At 54.4% G+C, this 17,906-nt stretch carries 21 protein-coding genes; 4 read left to right on the top strand and 17 right to left on the bottom strand.

From position 1 onward, the window contains the following. Window positions 1-29: 29 nt before the first annotated feature. On the top strand, window positions 30-1,946 hold the full coding sequence (locus ACPXV9_RS09040; protein ID WP_423896128.1) for an ABC-F family ATP-binding cassette domain-containing protein: 1,917 nt from the start codon (window positions 30-32) through the stop codon (window positions 1,944-1,946). On the opposite strand, the gene ACPXV9_RS09035 is transcribed toward ACPXV9_RS09040, so the two are convergent. The 3 genes from ACPXV9_RS09035 to elbB all read right to left on the bottom strand — a co-directional run bounded on the left by ACPXV9_RS09035 (window position 1,943) and on the right by elbB (window position 4,208). Then, on the bottom strand, window positions 1,943-2,557 hold the full coding sequence (locus ACPXV9_RS09035) for a uracil-DNA glycosylase family protein (RefSeq protein WP_423896127.1): 615 nt from the start codon (window positions 2,555-2,557) through the stop codon (window positions 1,943-1,945). The two genes, ACPXV9_RS09040 and ACPXV9_RS09035, sit on opposite strands and share 4 nt — an antisense overlap. Window positions 2,558-2,568: 11 nt before the next feature. Then, complete coding sequence (locus tag ACPXV9_RS09030) at window positions 2,569-3,441, bottom strand: hypothetical protein (protein WP_423896126.1); 873 nt, start codon at window positions 3,439-3,441, stop codon at window positions 2,569-2,571. A 110-nt stretch (window positions 3,442-3,551) separates the two neighbouring features. After that, window positions 3,552-4,208 carry an isoprenoid biosynthesis glyoxalase ElbB gene (gene elbB, locus ACPXV9_RS09025; protein WP_423896125.1) on the bottom strand — a complete coding sequence of 219 codons (657 nt, stop codon included), beginning with the start codon at window positions 4,206-4,208 and terminating at the stop codon, window positions 3,552-3,554. Between the two features lie 130 nt (window positions 4,209-4,338). On the opposite strand from elbB, the gene ACPXV9_RS09020 reads away from it, so the two are divergent. Continuing rightward, window positions 4,339-5,190, top strand: coding sequence for a universal stress protein (locus ACPXV9_RS09020; RefSeq protein ID WP_423896124.1), 852 nt, complete (start codon window positions 4,339-4,341; stop codon window positions 5,188-5,190). Between the two features lie 85 nt (window positions 5,191-5,275). On the opposite strand, the gene ACPXV9_RS09015 is transcribed toward ACPXV9_RS09020, so the two are convergent. The 8 genes from ACPXV9_RS09015 to ftsY all read right to left on the bottom strand — a co-directional run bounded on the left by ACPXV9_RS09015 (window position 5,276) and on the right by ftsY (window position 12,459). Continuing rightward, complete coding sequence (locus tag ACPXV9_RS09015) at window positions 5,276-6,313, bottom strand: OmpA family protein (RefSeq protein ID WP_423896123.1); 1,038 nt, start codon at window positions 6,311-6,313, stop codon at window positions 5,276-5,278. 219 nt (window positions 6,314-6,532) lie between these two features. After that, window positions 6,533-7,171 (bottom strand): DUF2959 domain-containing protein, encoded by a 639-nt coding sequence (locus tag ACPXV9_RS09010; protein ID WP_423896122.1) that lies wholly within the window; start codon window positions 7,169-7,171, stop codon window positions 6,533-6,535. Next, window positions 7,172-7,882, bottom strand: a complete 711-nt coding sequence (gene trmB, locus ACPXV9_RS09005; RefSeq protein WP_423896121.1) for a tRNA (guanosine(46)-N7)-methyltransferase TrmB — start codon at window positions 7,880-7,882, stop codon at window positions 7,172-7,174. It lies immediately after the preceding gene. Window positions 7,883-7,904: 22 nt separating this feature from the next. Then, complete coding sequence (locus tag ACPXV9_RS09000) at window positions 7,905-8,282, bottom strand: DUF423 domain-containing protein (protein WP_423896120.1); 378 nt, start codon at window positions 8,280-8,282, stop codon at window positions 7,905-7,907. A 126-nt stretch (window positions 8,283-8,408) separates the two neighbouring features. Continuing rightward, window positions 8,409-9,263, bottom strand: a complete 855-nt coding sequence (gene rpoH / locus ACPXV9_RS08995; RefSeq protein ID WP_423896119.1) for an RNA polymerase sigma factor RpoH — start codon at window positions 9,261-9,263, stop codon at window positions 8,409-8,411. A gap of 185 nt (window positions 9,264-9,448) precedes the next feature. Further along, window positions 9,449-10,522, bottom strand: coding sequence for a permease-like cell division protein FtsX (ftsX, locus tag ACPXV9_RS08990; protein WP_423896118.1), 1,074 nt, complete (start codon window positions 10,520-10,522; stop codon window positions 9,449-9,451). Then, window positions 10,500-11,189, bottom strand: a complete 690-nt coding sequence (gene ftsE / locus ACPXV9_RS08985) for a cell division ATP-binding protein FtsE (RefSeq protein ID WP_423896117.1) — start codon at window positions 11,187-11,189, stop codon at window positions 10,500-10,502. Before ftsE ends, ftsX begins: the two co-directional genes overlap by 23 nt. A gap of 31 nt (window positions 11,190-11,220) precedes the next feature. Further along, window positions 11,221-12,459, bottom strand: coding sequence for a signal recognition particle-docking protein FtsY (gene ftsY / locus ACPXV9_RS08980; protein WP_423896116.1), 1,239 nt, complete (start codon window positions 12,457-12,459; stop codon window positions 11,221-11,223). A 152-nt stretch (window positions 12,460-12,611) separates the two neighbouring features. On the opposite strand from ftsY, the gene rsmD reads away from it, so the two are divergent. Both rsmD and coaD read left to right on the top strand, forming a co-directional pair. After that, a complete protein-coding gene (gene rsmD, locus ACPXV9_RS08975) occupies window positions 12,612-13,226 on the top strand; it encodes a 16S rRNA (guanine(966)-N(2))-methyltransferase RsmD (protein WP_423896115.1) in 615 nt (204 codons plus the stop codon). Window positions 13,227-13,334: 108 nt separating this feature from the next. After that, window positions 13,335-13,811: a pantetheine-phosphate adenylyltransferase gene (gene coaD, locus ACPXV9_RS08970; protein WP_423896114.1), complete on the top strand. Its 477-nt coding sequence runs from the start codon at window positions 13,335-13,337 to the stop codon at window positions 13,809-13,811. 69 nt (window positions 13,812-13,880) lie between these two features. Here the strand turns inward: coaD and ACPXV9_RS08965 are convergent, their stop codons facing one another. The 6 genes from ACPXV9_RS08965 to radC form a co-directional block, all read right to left on the bottom strand. Then, window positions 13,881-14,204, bottom strand: coding sequence for a hypothetical protein (locus tag ACPXV9_RS08965; RefSeq protein ID WP_423896113.1), 324 nt, complete (start codon window positions 14,202-14,204; stop codon window positions 13,881-13,883). 145 nt (window positions 14,205-14,349) lie between these two features. Beyond that, a complete protein-coding gene (gene mutM / locus ACPXV9_RS08960) occupies window positions 14,350-15,165 on the bottom strand; it encodes a bifunctional DNA-formamidopyrimidine glycosylase/DNA-(apurinic or apyrimidinic site) lyase (protein ID WP_423896112.1) in 816 nt (271 codons plus the stop codon). Window positions 15,166-15,185: 20 nt separating this feature from the next. Continuing rightward, a complete protein-coding gene (locus tag ACPXV9_RS08955; protein ID WP_423896111.1) occupies window positions 15,186-16,100 on the bottom strand; it encodes a haloalkane dehalogenase in 915 nt (304 codons plus the stop codon). A gap of 344 nt (window positions 16,101-16,444) precedes the next feature. Beyond that, a complete protein-coding gene (rpmG, locus tag ACPXV9_RS08950; RefSeq protein ID WP_166989239.1) occupies window positions 16,445-16,612 on the bottom strand; it encodes a 50S ribosomal protein L33 in 168 nt (55 codons plus the stop codon). Window positions 16,613-16,623: 11 nt separating this feature from the next. Further along, window positions 16,624-16,860, bottom strand: coding sequence for a 50S ribosomal protein L28 (gene rpmB, locus ACPXV9_RS08945; protein WP_423896110.1), 237 nt, complete (start codon window positions 16,858-16,860; stop codon window positions 16,624-16,626). Between the two features lie 244 nt (window positions 16,861-17,104). Then, window positions 17,105-17,779 (bottom strand): RadC family protein, encoded by a 675-nt coding sequence (radC, locus tag ACPXV9_RS08940; protein WP_423896109.1) that lies wholly within the window; start codon window positions 17,777-17,779, stop codon window positions 17,105-17,107. Window positions 17,780-17,906 lie beyond the last annotated feature (127 nt).

The following is a 17,906-nucleotide window of genomic DNA, read 5'->3' as shown; positions in this document are numbered from 1 at the left end:
CCAATCCAAGCGCTTACCAAGACAGCAGTATGATCACTCTCGACAACATCAGCCTTCAACGCGGCAGCAAAATATTGCTGCAAGACACCAGCCTCAGAATTCATGATGGCCAGAAGGTTGGCATTATTGGTGCCAATGGCACCGGCAAATCCACCCTGTTCAAGGTACTGTGCGGAGCGCTCGGCAGCGATCAGGGAGAGGTGAGCATTCCCGCAAACTGGCGCATTGCCCAGATGCGACAGGAAATTGATCACAGCGACAAAACCGCTCTCGATTTTGTGCTCGATGGCGATCAGGCATTGCGCGCACTGCAACAACAAATCGCCGCTACCGATGAGAGCGAAGGCAGCCAGCTGGCCAGACTTTACGCCGAGTTTGAACAGATTGATGGCTACACCGCCGAATCCCGGGCCCAAGCCCTGCTTCACGGTCTGGGTTTTCAGGCCACCGATGGCGCCCGGCCGGTGGCCGATTTCTCTGGTGGCTGGCGCATTCGTCTGAACCTGGCTCAGGCCCTGATGTGCCCCGCGGATCTGCTGTTACTGGATGAGCCCACCAACCATCTGGATCTGGATACCACCTGGTGGCTGGAGCAACGACTACAGCAATTCCGGGGCACATTGATGATTATCTCCCACGATCGGGACTTCCTCGATAATACCATTGGCCATATTGTTCATATCGAACAGCAACAACTGAATCTCTACAGCGGCAACTACTCCGGATTTGAACGCCAGCGCAGCGAGAGGCTGGCACAGCAGCAGCAGATGTTTGAGCGCCAACAAACCCAGATCGCTGAAATCGAGAAGTTCGTCAATCGCTTCCGTGCCAAAGCCACCAAGGCCCGTCAGGCCCAGAGCCGGCTCAAGGCACTGGAACGACTGCAGGTAATTGCACCCGCCCATGTAGACTCGCCCTTTCAGTTTCAAATTCCCTGTGCGGATAAAACCTCGCAACCGCTGTTGCAACTGACAGACGCCCAGCTGGGTTATGGCGACAGCACCATTCTCAAGCAGGTTGAACTGCGTGTGGAAAGCAACAGTCGCCTCGGTCTGCTGGGGCCAAACGGCGCCGGTAAATCAACACTGGTTAAATCCCTGGTCGGGGAGCTGCCCCTGCTCACCGGTCAGCGAACGTGCGGTGAGCATCTGGCCATTGGTTACTTTAACCAGCACACCCTGGAAGCACTGGATCTCAATGCCAGCCCGGCGCTGCACATCCAGCGGCTGTCACCGCAGGCAAGGGAACAGGATATTCGCAACTTCCTGGGTGGCTTTGATTTTCAGGGAGACCGTGCCTTTGAGGAAATCCAACACTTTTCCGGGGGAGAAAAAGCGCGCCTGGCTCTGGCCCTGATTGCCTGGCAGAAGCCCAATCTGCTGTTGCTGGACGAGCCCACCAACCATCTGGATCTGGACATGCGTGAGGCTCTGACTCTGGCGTTACAGCAATACCCCGGCGCGGTACTGGTGATTTCCCATGATCGCCATCTGTTGCGTAACACCGTGGATGAGTTTCTGCTGGTTGCCCATGGCAAGGTCGCACCTTTTGATGGCGATCTGGAGAGCTACCATCGCTGGCTGTCGGATTATGAACCGATCTCAACAATGGCAGGCATCAACTCAACCGCCCAGGCCGACACGCCGACACCGGTTAAAGTGGATCGCAAAGCTCAAAGGCAGCAGGCTGCACAGCAACGCAAACAACTTCAGCCGCTGAAGAATCAATTGAACAAACTGGAAAAGAAGATCGATCAACTGCAAAGCCAGCTCGATGAGATAGAACAACAACTGGCCGATAGCGCGCTGTATCAGGATGACAACAAGGATCAGTTGCAGTCTCTGCTGCAGCGTCAGGGAGAGCTCAGCAACCAGCTACAGACTGAGGAGGAGGTCTGGATGGAAGTCAGCGAGGAATACGAAAACCTGCAACAGAGCTTGGCTTAATTAGCGCTATAGAGCGACTCCATGCCCCGAATAAAATCCGCCTTGCCACCATAGGATGGATGGCGGATTGCGTGCACTTGCTGATTGGGAAAAGCCCGCCGAGCACAAAGCTGTCCCTTGCCTCCTACCCCGGCAATGACTTCCGGCCGATACAGTTCAGCCAACAACCTCAGATAGCGGTTACCCTGCTGCACCTCCTTAGCGGTAGGTGCCCGATTTTTATTGGGCTGTCCTTTCGGGTGGGGATGGAATGGATAGGCATTCCAAAACAGCGGGGTGTGCCCGGAACGGCTCAGGTAATCCCATACGATGGTGGCGGTGTTTTCCGATTCCAGAGTTTCAATCTGCAACTGGGGCCCCAACGCCTGCAACAACGGGTGATCAAAGCGCTGATAGATGGTGCCGCTGGAAAAGGGAATTCCGGTCAACTTGCCGCCCTTGAAGCCCAGGGCCTCACCCACCAACAGCACCCGTTTGCCGGGTTGACTCAGCATGGCCCTGAGATACTGGCGTAGATTGCCCAGCAACTCTGGCTGTCGATAGGGATTCTTCATGACCCCGGTGTTTCTGGGTTTTGACAGGGTCGTCAAAAATGCCTCGAGGTCATCCATTGTATCCCGCGTCAGCGACTCAGCAGATCGCTGTAAAGCCGCTGCTCAATCAGACTGATACCCTGCTCCATCGACGCCCAAAACGCATCGACGATATCGGTGGCCACCTTAAACAACTGAGTACTGTCTTCCTGAATCTTGCGGCTATTGAGAATCTTATCGTTGATTTTGCGCAACAGGGCATTGAGATGACGCAGCAGACCCTTACTGGGTCGCAGGGCTTTGACGTCCGGAAAATCCGGCTCCAGCTCATCCAGCGCCCGCTCCAGTGCCATAACCAGACGCGGTATGTCCTTGATTAAAAATGACAGGCGCATGTGGCTGTCACTGCCACAGGCCTGCACCACCGCGGCATTGGTGCTCAATCCCCGCAACATCGCCAGAGCTTCGGCGGTGTTAGGCAAGGTGATAAATACGGTTTCCAACAGCTGTTCGTAGTGGTCGATCTTTGGCTCGGATTCGACCGGCAGTAATTCCTCGCGCATGGAACTGCGGATCAGTTTTTTCAAGCCATCAATCAAGTGACTGTGAAATTCGAAGTTGCGCAACAGCTCATCGGATTGCCAGTCGTACTTGATCACCTGCCAACTGTCGAGGCTTTGGGAAACTTCCATAGGCGGCGGAGCCGTTTCTGAAAAACGGTTGTGCTGTAGATAGGTGGCAAACAGCTGATCGATCGACCCGGACTGTCGTTCCGCCAGCTCAAGAAATGCCTGTTCACCACTGAGGTAGCCCATGGTGGCACCGCGATGCTGCTGCACCGCCTTGGTCAAAAGGCAAATCAACTTAATGCCGGTAATACAGTGGATGCGATCTAAAAATTGTTGGGCTGGTGCGTCATCTTGATGAGATTTTGCACCAATAAAGGGCAACACGTTCTCCATAACCTCTTATATTTTCCCCCGCGGACTGTTTTTGAATGACATTTTGGTTCAGGGCCATTCACAGCAAAGATTGAGCCAACGGGGGCAGGGGTTGCAATTGAGCCTTGTTGTTACGCCAGGCTCAATACCTTATCGACCAGCTTTTCAATGCCGCTGGCCGCTTCCGCAATGGAACCCGCCAACATATAGGCCGGGGTGGTCACCAGCTTGCGGGCGTCATCCACGACAATCTCATCCACAGCGCAATTCATGTGTTCAGCACCCGTTTGCGATACCGCAGCTGCGGTATCAGGGTCATTGCCAATGGTACAGCTGACACCGTTGCCGAAAATGGCCGCAGAGATGACCGGCGCAATGCACATCAAACCAATCACCTTGCCCTGCTCCTGCATGGCACGGGTAAAGGCGAGTACGTCAGGATTGACCGTCAACTCCGGGCCTTTAACGGCAAAATCCGAAAGATTTTTGGCCGCTCCAAAACCACCGGGAACAATCACGGCGTCGTAATCTTCGGCTTTTGCATTGGCAATATCGGCAACATGACCGCGGGCAATCCGCGCAGCTTCAACCAGCACATTGCGGCTCTCACCTTCAGCGACTTCACCGGTAGCGTGATTGATCACATGCATCTGCGCCACATTCGGTGCCAGACACTGCACCTGCGCTCCGGCTCGATCAAGACTTAACAGGGTCACCACGGCTTCGTGAATTTCCGAACCATCGTAAACTCCACAACCGGCCAGAATAACCGCAACTTTCTTTGACATGACACAAGGCCCCTTTACTGTTAGTTCATAGAATCAAATAGTGTAAGAGACTATTGTTCTAGAGACTATTTTTAAAAAAGATTGTTTCGTTTTTTAAAAATTTGTTTCAACAAATCACAAGGAGTCAGCCATGCCCCAATCGACCCTGCTGGTGGTCATAGACCCAACCTCGGATAATCAAACTGCGCTGAAACGGGCAGAACAACTGGCGGTAGACACCGGAGCCAGGCTGCACCTGTTCTGTTGCTATCAGCCGGAGGATATTGGCGACTTTCACTCGCGCCACGACGCCAAGCACACCACCCTGCTGGAGTTGCGCGACAAACTCGAAGCACTGGCCAAGCCACTGAGGGAAGAAGGCCTGGCGGTAAGCGTCGAGCCCTACTGGAATCAGAACTGGCAAGAGTCTGTGGTACACGCCTGCGGCCGCAATGGTGCCGGCATGGTGATTAAATCCAGTTATTGCCACCGGGGCTTTCTGCAGCATCTGCGCACGCGCTCGGATTTTACCCTGATACGCAAAGCGCCCTGCGCCACCCTGCTGGTCAAAGAGGACGCCCCCTGGACCAATCAGCGCATTCTCGCCGCCGTTAACATCGATACCGCCGATGCCGAACACGACATGCTGAACAATGTCATCGTTACCGAGGCCCAGCGTCTGGCCAATGCCACCCAGTCAGATCTGCACCTGGTGGCAGCCATGGATCATACGGCCAATATGGCCGACGTACTCGGTCTGCTCGAAGACGAAGACCAATCCCGCGAGAGCGCCATTGCCGAGCGCTTTGGCGTTAATCTCGACCGGGTACACATTCGCACCGGCAAAGCCACCGAAGCGATTCTTGAGGTGACTAACGACATTAACGCCGACGTGCTGGTACTCGGCACCGTGGCGCGTCATGGTCTGCAGGGTGCACTGATAGGCAATACCGCAGAGAAGGTGATCGACCAGCTTGATGTCGATGTCCTGACAGTAACCTGAACAGGCCTCCAGCTAGGCAATAAAAAAGGCACCCTCGGGTGCCTTTTTTATCATTGAGCCCCCGTCTGCACAGGGGCATTGCCACTTAGCGTTGCTTCATAGTCTCAACCTGAGCGCTGATCTCTGCAATCACGCGACGGTTGGCAGCGCGACCTTCGATGGCCTCATTGGACGCAATCGGCATGTCTTCGCCATAGCCTTTGGCGCTGACGCGACCCGCCTCTACACCAAACTTCTCAACCAGCACCTTGGCCACGGCATCGGCACGACGCTGGGACAGGTTTTTGTTGTAAGCGGCAGAGCCACGGGAATCGGTGTGCCCCTGAATCTCCACTTTGGTATTGCTGTAGGTTTCCATAAAGTCGGCAACGCGCTTGATTTCAGAGTAGTAAGCTTCTTTAACCACGGCGCTGTCGTTGTCGAAGTACAGCTTCAGGCCAACGGACACATCTTCCATCAGCTTCATTGGGCAACCATCGGCATCCACCGCCAGATTGGCGGCCGTACCCGGGCATTTATCCTCATCGTCGTAAACTCCGTCACCGTCACTGTCGAGACGCTGAGGCGCAGGTTCAGGAGCGGCTGGTGCCGCAGTTTTGCCCAGCTTGTAGGTCAACGCCAGCAGCAGGCCCAAATCCTGTTCATTCTCGTCCATGCTATCGAACCAGCGCAGATCGGTGCGGAAGTCGAAGTGCTCAGACAGCTCGCGCTTCACGCCCACACCCAGATTCCAGCGGGTTTCATCCGTGGTGGAACCGTTGTCCACATCAAATTCCACATCACCCAGACCACCGATCAAAAACGGCTGCCAGGCACCCCAGGTATTTTCCAGATGGTAGAGGAAATCCAGGCGGGCAGATTCGGTATCAACGTCACCGCCGTTGTTTTCCAGCTCGCTGTCAATTTCGGTCCACCAGGCTTCTACGGTCCAGCGTGGGTTGATCACATAACCCAGACCAACGCCATAACCGGTCTCATCATCCAGCTTGCGATCACTGTCGAACTTCTGGAAAGCTGCGCCGGCGCTGATTTCAAATTTGTGGCCATCGGCAAATGCCAGCGGTGCCAACATAGCGCCGGAAACGGCAGAGGCCAAAGCCAGTTTTTTCATGGTGCTTCTCATTTTCGCTACTCCAATTTGCGAGGTACTAAACTTTTTATAGGTACATCTTTTTGTTATTCAGGGTACTTATTCGGTTGTTAGACCTGTCTCCACCGCATCGGTGTGTCTCGGGTCCCTCCTGTTCAGTTGCTTGTGACCTATGACCGGCACCAACCACTGTCAGGTGATTGCCACCAGTGTAGACAACAACTGAAAAATTGCCGGTGTTTTGTCCTTTCTTTACTGCAAAGTTTCCATAAATTGCTCGGAAGCCTTGATGGATGCCTCCATATCCGCAATCAATCGCTGCACATCGCGCTTGAGGGAGCCAAATTCCCCCTTCAGCGAGGCAATGGCTCGGGCATTGAGGTTGTGTTTCAAAAACAATACCTGATCGTGCAGCGTTTCCAGCACCGGAAACATTTTTTCTTCGGCCGAGTGCATGGCGCTGAGCATCTTCTTGTAGTGGGCTTTGGTCTCGCGCAGCTGAGCGGCACTCTGTCGCTTCAGCGAGGCATTACTGTACTGATCGAGCTCACCTTCCCACTCATCAAACAGGTCTTCAGCCACATCTTCTACCCGATCGATATTGGCGCTCAGCTCTTCGGCCCGTGACAGACTGTCCTGATATTCACCGTCCAGTGCCTTGTACACTTTTTCCAGCTCGCCGCCATCAAAGTTCAGTTCTTCCGTAAAACGCTCCAGCGCTGACGCAAACTGCTCTTTAACATCCACCTGTGAGTCGCGCACGTCTTCAACCCGATCGACCAGAATGTCGCGCTTGTGAAAACCCACTTTCTCCATGGCGCCGTAATAGGCGCTCTCGCAGCCCGCCAGGACGACACAAGCCAACAGCACCAGACTCAGACGTTGTAACATTTACTCACTCTCCTTTTTGGTAAACAACAAATCCCAGACACCGTGACCCAGACGCTCGCCCCGCTTTTCAAATTTGGTCACCGGGCGATACTCGGGCCGCTCTGAAAAACAGTATTCACCGGCCTGATTGTCCAGCTCGGTAAACGGCGACAGCACTTCCATCATATGTTCGGCGTAAGCCTCCCAATCCGTCGCCATATGAATGACACCACCGGGTTTGAGCTTTTGCAAAATTTTAGCCACGAAAGGTGGCTGAACAATGCGTCGTTTGTTGTGCTTCTTTTTATGCCAGGGGTCAGGAAAATACAGCTGGAAGCGGTCCAGACTGTTATCGGGTATGCAATCGTCGAGCACATCAATGGCGTCCGCCATATACACCCGCAGGTTTTCCACCTCGGCTTTGGCGGCGTTGTTGATCAGACAACCAACACCCGGAGGATGCACTTCGATACCAATAAAATCCTTGTCCGGCTCATTCACCGCCATGCTGCAGAGCGAGTCACCCATGCCAAAACCGATCTCCAGAACCACCGGGGCCTGGCGACCAAACAGCTGTGGCAGAGACTGCATGCCATCAAATAAACTGACCCCGTAGGTTTGCCACTGACTGGCAAAAGCCTTTTTCTGGCCATCGGTCATGCGCCCGCTGCGAATCACGTAACTGCGTATCGGCTTGCGCTTGTATTCGGGTTTAAATTCTAAAGGATCCATAACAACTTCTATTACTGCATAATTAAGATTGTATCTGACGCGCCGACCAGCATAACGACAGCCAGCCGACCATAAATGATAATCCACCAACGGGAGTAATCGGCCCAACCCAGGACGGGGCACCGAATGCCAGGGCGTAGAGGGAACCACTGAACAGCCCGATACCGATGACAAACGCCCAGCCGGACACTTTTAGCGAGCTACTGTCAGGTGTGCGGTAGAGCAGCAATGCCACGGCGAGCAGCGCCAAAGTGTGGATAAACTGGTACTCGACCCCGGTCTGGTAAGTCGAAAGCAATGCCTCATCAAGCCGGCCGCGCAATCCATGGGCACCAAAAGCTCCCAGTGCGACCGCAATAAAACCGCTAAACGAAGCTAATGTGAGAAACAATCTGGCCATGGGCGTCCTGCGTGGTGATCTGGCTATTGAGTCAGACTGATTGAGACGCCTTCAAGGCCCTCAACCTATGGGTATAAAAAAAGCCACAATCACTGTGGCTTTTTCAGTGGCGAGGTAAAGTGGCTATCAAGCCTCCATGGCCACGCGAATTTTCTTCATCGCATTCTTTTCCAGCTGGCGGATACGCTCGGCAGAAACCCCGTAGTGAGCGGCCAACTCATGCAAGGTCGCCTTGTCTTCGTTGAGCCAGCGTTGCTGCAGGATATCGCGGCTGCGGTCATCCAGAACCTCCAGTGCTTTGGCCAGGCTGGCGGCATTGCTGTCACTCCAGTCGGCATTCTCCAACTGCACTGCGGGGTCATACCGCTTGTCTTCGAGATAATAGGCCGGTGCCTGATAGGCGGTGTCATCGTCGTCATCACTGCCGGCATCGAAAGCGGCATCATAGGCAGAAAGACGGCCTTCCATCTCTCTCACATGCTTGGTTTCAACGCCCAGATCTTCGGCAATGACTTTGGTTTCTTCCTCTGTCAGCCAAGCCAGACGCTTTTTGGCACCGCGCAGATTGAAGAATAACTTGCGCTGAGCCTTGGTGGTGGCCACCTTGACGATACGCCAGTTGCGCAGAATAAATTCGTGCATCTCGGCCTTGATCCAATGCACTGCAAACGACACCAGACGCACACCCTTCTCGGGGTTAAAGCGCTTGACCGCTTTCATCAGACCAACGTTGCCTTCCTGAATCAGGTCGCCCTGTGACAGACCATAACCGGAATAGGTTTTGGCAATGTGCACCACAAATCTGAGATGAGCCAGCACCAGACGGCGGGCCGCCTCCAGATCTTCGTGGTAATAAAGCTTTTCAGCGAGCTCTTTTTCCTCTTCGGCAGAGAGCACGGCAAAACCATTAACCGCCTGTACGTAGGCGTTAAGGTTGGCGCCGGGAGCCAATACATCAACTGGCTGTAAGCTTGTTCCCATGATTGCTGTCCTCCAGCACGTAAATACATCTAAACGCTTATTTGACGGGGGTTTGAGACACACTCAGTCCCCAAAGCCGCCTGAGTTTACCACTCCCGGCGTTAGAGTGCTAACCTCTCGAAAAGTTCACTAAATCGTTATACTTTTCAACGAGTTATAACCCCAACCTGAAACCTCTGACAGGACTATTCCGGGTTAATTTGGCGCAATTGGCGACCGACAGTCAACCAAGCCCCGAGCCAGCCAACCAGTGCCGCCAGAGCCAACAACCCCAGTGACGCGGTGAATCCAAGCCCCTGCAGACGAAAATCACTCTGATACAGGCTGGCCAATTCGCTGACCGGACCACTCAAACCGGCCAAACCGAGCGTCAGTAACAGCCACGCCAGAACACCACCGGCCAGGCCATACCACAACCCGGTATAAAGAAAGGGTCGACGCACAAAGGCATCGGTGCCACCAACCAGTTTGATGATCACAATTTCATCGCGCCGGTTTTCGATGGCCAGACGGATGGTGTTGCCGATCACCAGTAGTACGCCAACAATCAACAAAACGCCCAACCCCAGTACCAGACGCTCGCCGATATGAAGTATTTGATAGAGCCGTTTGATCCAGGCCTGGTCGTAGAGCACATCATCCACCACCGCCGACTGTCGGGCCTTTTCAGCCAATTGTTGTAATTGGGTTACGGATACCAACGGTTGCGGCGTCACCACCAGCGCCGGCGGCAGCGGATTGGTATCCAGACTGCGCAGCGCAGACCCCATACCCGACTCACGCTCAAAATCCGCCAGAGCCTGATCGGCCGAGATATAGGTCACCGAGGCCACCGCCAACTCGGCCTCTAGCTGTTGCTGCAGCTTGTCGATGGCCGCCTCCCGGGCCGCCACATTGAGAAACAGGGTCACCCTGGGGCCGGAGTCCCATGCCGCCCCCAGTTGCTGAACGTTGTTGAGACTCACCAGCAGTGTGGCCGGTAACGCCAGAGCAATGGCCATAACCAGTGCCGTCATCAGGCTTTGCAGCGGTGAACGCAATAGCCGTTGCCAACTGTCTGTTGCGCTGGCGCGGTGGTGAGCAAGGTAGGCCTGCCAGCGATCACCCAAGCCGGTTCGCTGCAACACCGCGCCCTTGGTATCCGCCTCACGCCTGGATGCGGTCCGACCGCTGCTTTTGGCAGACGTCTTTTGTCGTGCTGGCTCTTTGCGACTCGCACCGGAGGGTGCAACCCGACTAGCTCCCTGCTTTAGCGGCATCGCGCAACACTCCATCGTGTACCAACTGGCCTTTGGACAACCCCAAAACACGCTGTTTGAGGCGCCGGATCAGGGCAATATCGTGACTGGCAATCAATACCGTGACACCAACGCTGTTGAACTGCTGAAACAGGGTCATGATTTCGGCGGACAATTGCGGATCAAGGTTGCCGGTTGGCTCATCGGCAAGTAACAGGGGTGGCTTGTTGACGACCGCACGGGCAATGCCCACCCGCTGCTGTTCCCCGCCCGACAACAACACCGGATTGTGTTTTTCTTTTCCCAGCAACCCGACTTTATCCAGCGCCGCGCGCACGCGTCTGGCGGCATCCGTGGGGCTGTAACCCTCAACAAGCAGTGGCAGGGCGACATTGTCATAGACACTGCGATCGAACAATAACCGATGATTCTGGAACACCACCCCCACCTGACGCCGCAGTGCCGGTATGTGGCGATTGCCGAGGCGGCTGAGATTCTGACCATTGACCCACACCTGCCCCTGAGAGGCCCGCTCCATCAACATAATCAGTTTTAACAGGGTACTTTTGCCGGCACCGGAGTGGCCGGTCAGAAAGGCCAGCTCGCCGTCAGCCAATTCAAAACTGAGGCGATTGAGCGCCTCGTGCCCCCCGGGGTAGCGCTTACTGACCTGATCAAATCGAATCATTAACTCGTCTTATTAGTGGTTGCTGTGCGGTTTAATCGTTACCAAACAGAGCCTGTACAAAATCCTCGGCAACAAAGGGGCGCAGGTCATCAATGCCTTCACCCACACCGATAAAGCGGACCGGCAACCCAAAGCGTTTGCTGAGGGCAAAGATGACACCCCCTTTGGCCGTGCCATCGAGCTTGGTAAGCACCAGACCGGTGACCCCGGCAGCTTCGATAAATTGCTCAGCCTGACTCAGTGCGTTCTGTCCGGTACCGGCGTCCAGCACCAACAGTACCTCATGGGGCGCGGTATCATCCAGCTTTGCCATAACCCGCTTGACCTTGGCCAGCTCTTCCATCAGATGCCCTTTGTTATGCAGACGCCCGGCGGTATCGGCGATAATGACATCCGTGCCCTTGGCCTGCCCCGATGCTATGGCATCAAAGATGACAGAGGCGCTATCGGCGCCAGTGTGCTGAGCCACCACGGGCACCTGATTGCGCTCACCCCAGACTTGCAGCTGCTCCACCGCCGCAGCGCGGAAGGTATCGCCAGCGGCGAGCATCACCGATTTACCATCGCGCTGCAGGCGCTTGGCCAGCTTGCCAATGGTAGTGGTTTTACCCACTCCGTTAACGCCCACGACTAACACCACGGCGGGCTGCTTCTCAGGCAACTGCAAAGGCGACTCAACCTTGTGCAGCAACTCCGCCAGAGCCTCCTGCAAGGCTTTGTAGAGTGCGTCGGCATCGGCCAGTTGTTTGCGCTCGACCCGCTCGGTCAGCATGTCGATGATTTCAGTGGTGGCATCCATACCTACATCCGCCACCAATAACTGGGTTTCAATTTCCTCCAGCAGATCTTCATCGATCTCTTTCTGCCCCATAAACAGATTGCCCAGACCCTCGGCAAAATTGGCGTTGGTCCGGGACAGTCCCGCTTTCAGTCGGGCGAACAGCCCCTGTTCGGAAATTTCTGGCTCTGGCTCTGGCTCTGGACTAGTTTCAGACGCAGCAACGGGCTCCTGCAAGGCCAGTTCCGGTTCATCCTGTTCTGCTGCACTTGGCGTTGTTTCCGCGGATTCCCGATCGGTCTGAGTCCCACCGAACACGATCCGAACCAGCCACAGCAATAGCAGCAGTGCGACCAGACCACCAAGGCCCAGTGCCAACAGAGCGACATCCTCACTCCAGCCGGTTGCAGACACAATGTGCTGCAATAGCTCATCCCAAACGGGTAGTTCAGCCGGCGTATTGTCTTGAGGGGTTACAGGTTGCGTCGACATCATTCCATTCCTTAACCAGAGTCCGCGCCAAGCGATGCACGGATAATGCTGTGAGGCGGCGCCTCGGGCCGCTATAATCTGGCGCGCATCCTACCACATCGGGATCGTTTACGAGAGAGCCCAACCACGGGTAGCCACTGATTGAGACAACCGTGAAATCCAAACCGCGACAACGTCAGAATACCAACCAAGCCACCTCTAAAACGGGCAGCAATCGCCTGCGCATCATTGGTGGCCAGTGGCGTGGTCGCAAACTGGATTTTGCCGCTGTGGAGGGCTTGCGCCCAACCGGTGATCGCATCCGCGAGACCCTGTTCAACTGGCTTCAGGCTGATCTCCCCGGCGCTCACTGTCTGGATCTGTTCAGCGGTTCAGGCGCTCTCGGGCTCGAGGCGCTGTCGAGGGGCGTCGCCAGCGCCGTGCTGCTGGAAAAAAATGCCACCGCGGCGCAACAGATCCAGAGCAACCTCACACTGTTAGGCAGCGATGCTGGTCAGGTACTGCAGAGGGACACACTGAGCCATCTGCAACACCCACCGCCCCGACCTTATCAGGTGGTTTTTCTGGACCCGCCGTTTGCCCTGAACCTCTGGCAAACAGTGATCGACAGTCTTGAAACCCATGACTGGCTGGACGATGGTGCAGCCATCTACATCGAAACCCCGAAGAATCAGTCACTGGTGATACCGTCGCACTGGCAACTCCATCGCCAAAAGCACAGCGGCCAGATCAGTTACAGCCTCTATTACCGCCATCTTCCGGATTAACCCGACCAGTAACGCACATTGGCCTTTCCATGTTCGATAGATTTTGTACTTGTCGCTTATTTTGTTTACTATCGCGGCCCTACCGATTGGGACTAACCGAGAAAACCAATGAAACACGTAGTTTACCCTGGCACTTTTGACCCCATTACCAACGGCCACATTGATCTGGTAGAGCGCGCTTGCCGCCTGTTTGACAAGGTCACCGTAGCCATCGCCGCCAGCACCAAGAAAAACCCTCTGTTCACTCTCGAAGAGCGCGTTAATCAGGTCACCAAAGTTCTGGCGCATCTCGATAACGTGGAAATCTGTGGTTTTGATATTCTGCTGGCTGAACTGATCAAGCAGAAAAAGGCCAATGGCGTGTTGCGCGGCCTGCGTGCGGTATCCGATTTTGAATATGAGTTCCAGCTGGCCAATATGAACCGGGCACTGATGCCCGAGATGGAGAGCCTGTTTCTGACGCCGGCAGAGCACCTGTCCTATATTTCTTCGTCTCTGGTACGGGAAATTGCCTCACTGGACGGTGATGTCAGCAAATTTGTCCACCCGTTTATCGTGGATGAGCTCAAAGCCAAGTTCAATTGATCACCGGCTTTACAGGCATTAAAAAAGGGCGCATGCGCCCTTTTTTAATGCCTGATTGATGCTCTTAGTTCACTCGGTCATATTGCCACGCTTGTAACCATCACCAATACAACCCAGACAACGCTTGAACGCGGACTCAGCCGGGCCAACAATCAAAGTATCTGCAGCCTGATCGGCATTGCCACCCATCAACGAAAACGGTGCACTGACCAGCCATAACGCACTGCCAACAATCGTGGTAGCAATCATTACCGGGCGCACAATCAGTGCATCGGTGGTCATGGCCAGCGCCGAGGGATTTTCCTCCACTTCACCCACACCCCAGCTCCACTGACTGACTGATAAACACAGCAGTAAGGTGGTAACTTTTGCGATCATCCCTAAAGCATTCATAGTAATCTCCTCTATTCTTGCGGTTATCCTGAGTTCTGTTACTCAATGATTCTAGATATGTGCACTGGGCTCTGAAGCGCCATTTGAAACACCAATAAAACCACAGCTTATGACCCCAGTGTAGCCCTGAACCGCAAAAACGCCTTTATTTCTGACACTGGCTGCAAAAAACCGTGGTTCGCTGCCCCAATTTTACTTCTTTGAGTGCCCGGCCACAGCGGCAACAGGGTTGTCCACCTCGCCCATACACCAGCAGCTCCTGTTTGAAATAACCCGGTTTGCCATCACCACCCACGAAATCCTTCAAGGTGGTGCCGCCCTGCTCGATGGCTCGGGCCAACACCTGCTTTACCTCTACGGCCAGCGCCTGATATTGCTTTCTTGTCACCTTGCCAGCGGCTTTGGTCGGACGAATACCCGCGGCGAACAAAGCTTCGTTAGCGTAGATATTACCGACCCCCACAACCACTTTGCTGTCCATCAGAAACTGTTTGATAGCCTGAGTCCGCTTACGCGAGCACTGGAACAGATAGTCGCCATTGAAGTCATCCGTAAGTGGTTCAGGTCCCAGATGTGCAATCAACTTATGCTCTGCCACGGGACCACTGCTCCAAAGCACGGCACCAAAACGGCGGGGGTCATTCAGGCGCACAATCGCGCCATTGGTAAAAACCAGATCGACGTGGTCGTGCTTGCCGACCGGCTCGCTACCGCTGACCACACGCAAACTGCCAGACATCCCCAAATGAATCAGGACAGTGCCTTGTTCAAGCTCAAAAAGTAAATACTTACCCCGGCGGTATAGCTTATTTACAGTCGACCCGGCAATACAGTAATCCAAATCGTCGGGCACCGGCCAACGCAATCCTGAGTGACGAACAACCGCCCGATCAATGGTTTGCCCGTCAACATAGGGCTCTATCCCCCTGCGGGTGGTTTCAACTTCTGGCAGTTCTGGCATGGCAGCGATTGGCGATCCTGTTACAGCGGATTATCAGCGATGAATTCAACCACAACTTCGGCCAACTTTTCACCCTGATCTTCCTGCAAAAAATGACCGCCGTTGACTATGGTGGTGTGCTTTTGCCCCTTGGTGCCGGGAATCAGCTTTTGCATCAGCTGGTCGCCGCCGGCGGTGATGGGGTCGGAATCACTGAATGCCGTCAGAAACGGCTTCTGCCACTGACTCAACACCCCCCAGGCCGCCCGGTTGGGGACAGCGGCGGGATCGTCTGGCGAGACCGGCACCAGCGTCGGGAACTGTCGCGCACCCTCTTTATAGGATTCATCCGGGTATGGCGCATCGTAGGCAGCAATAACATCCGCCGCCAACTCCGTGGTGGTGGCACCTTTAATAATCCCACCCGTTGGAAACTCGGGGACGTCCTGTGAAAACTTTTTCCAGTTGTGAAAGGCCTCGCCCGGATCATGATCCCCGGTAGGCAACATGGTATTGGCCGCCACAACCCGGACAAACCGCTCAGGATTCTCCGCCACAAGACGAAGACCAATCAAACCACCCCAATCCTGACACACCAGGGTAATACGCTGCAGATCGAGCTTTTGCAGCAGCGCCTCGGTCATCCAGTCAACGTGACGCTGGTAGGTGTAGTCCGTTCTCTTGGCAGGCTTGTCCGAACGACCAAAACCAATCAGATCCGGAGCAATCACTCTTTTCCCTGCCGCCACCAGTACCGGTACCATCTTGCGATACAGATAGCTCCATGAAGGCTCGCCGTGCATCAGCAAGACCAATTCGCCATCTTCTGGACCCTCGTCCAGATAGTGCAGCCGCAACTGGCCGCCTTCGCCGTCAGCGATTGTGACGTAATTGGGCTCAAAGGAGTAACCGGGTAACTGCTCAAAACATTCATCTGGGGTGCGTAAGACATCCATTGGGCTTCCACTCTTGTTATGGTTTGGGAACTGATAATGAGACCAGAGACTGAGGTTAGTCCAGAGAGCGGCAGAGGATAGGGATAATTTGTCAGAAATTGCCTTGGAGCCTAAAACATTAGGCAAATTGGCGAAGACGTTTGCCATGGCTGCGGCAACATCAATTTAGCGTCCCAGCAAAAGGTCGCTCACGGCATCCATGCCTTCCGCGACATACGACCGCCATGGATGGCGGAAGTGCAGATTTTGCAGGAGCGCATATCTGCCATTACATCCCTGTAAATAACAAAGCCCGACCTGCAGGTGGCAGATCGGGCTTTACGAGGCATTAAGCAAGAAGTCTCTTACTTGATTTTGCCTTCTTTATACATCACGTGCTTGCGAACAACGGGATCGTACTTTTTGATCTCCATTTTCTCAGGCGTGTTGCGCTTGTTTTTGTCAGTGGTGTAGAAGTGACCAGTACCAGCGCTGGAATTCAGACGGATTTTCTCACGTGCACCTTTAGCCATGATTCAACTCCTTATACTTTTTCGCCGCGAGCGCGGATTTCAGACAGAACGGTTTCGATACCCTTCTTGTCGATGATGCGCATACCTTTGGAGGAAACACGCAGCTTCACAAAACGCTTCTCGGATTCAACCCAAAAACGGTGAGTGTGCAGGTTTGGCAAAAAACGACGCTTGGTGTGGTTTTTTGCGTGGGAAACATTGTTACCAGTTACTGGGCGCTTACCCGTAACTTGACATACCTTGGACATCTGTTCGCCTCATTTTTACAGGTCATCGCCTACCTCTGAGGAGACGAATCATAAATCTTTAATTAACTGACCGAGTCACAACCCTTGACCCATTATCCGACAGGCAAATGGCCTGGTTCGAACAAAAAATAATCGGGCTGGCCTCAGCGAGCGGCGTTTTATACCAGAACACCCAAGCGATAGCAAATATATCTGCCTTTTTTGCCGGTTTTTTGCCCTTTGCGCCGAAAAAAATGGCAACACACTACAAAAGCCCCATTTCCGCGAAAGAAGCGACCTCTCCCTCCCCTACAACCAGATGATCCAGCGTTCTGATATCCACCAGACTCAGAGCCTGTTGCAGCCTGTCGGTCAAATAGCGATCCTGGGAGCTGGGTTCGGCGACACCCGAGGGATGATTGTGGGCAAATATGACCGCCGCGGCATTGAACGCCAACGCCTGCTTGACCACCTCCCGTGGATAGACGCTGGCACCATCGATGGTGCCGTAAAATAACTCGCTATACTCCAGCAGGCGATGTTGGTTATCCAGAAACAATACGGCGAACACCTCGCGACTCTGGTGACGCAACTGGTGCTGCACATAGTCTTTCACCAGCTGTGGCCGGGTAAATCCCTGCCCGGCTTCAAGGGCTTCGGATAAATGCCGCCGGGCCATTTCCAAGGTCGCCTGCAGCTGGGCGAACTTGGCCGCACCCAGACCCGGTGCCTGACAGAATTGTTGCTGACTGGCATCGAGAATATTGCGCAGCGACCCGAACGAGCGCAACAGCTCGCGGGCCAGATCTACGGCCGACCGACCGGCACAGCCGGTGCGAAGAAAGATGGCGAGCAATTCTGCATCCGACAGCTGTGACGCACCATGCTGCAACAATTTTTCCCGTGGTCTCTCCGCTGCCGGCCAGTCCTTGATCGCCAAATCCGTCTCCAAATAACCAATTCTTATTTCCAGCGCTTGTGAAAGAGATTCTTGTAACTTCCATTACACCGGCAGTTGAGTACCATGATCTTAGGTGGCAGCTGTACACCCAACCATCGCCAACAGG

The organism is Candidatus Pelagadaptatus aseana (assembly GCF_040362265.1).
Lineage (GTDB): Bacteria > Pseudomonadota > Gammaproteobacteria > Pseudomonadales > Cellvibrionaceae > Pelagadaptatus > Pelagadaptatus aseana.
Note: the sequence above shows the minus strand (reverse complement) of the source record. Positions and strands in the feature narration are given on the sequence as shown.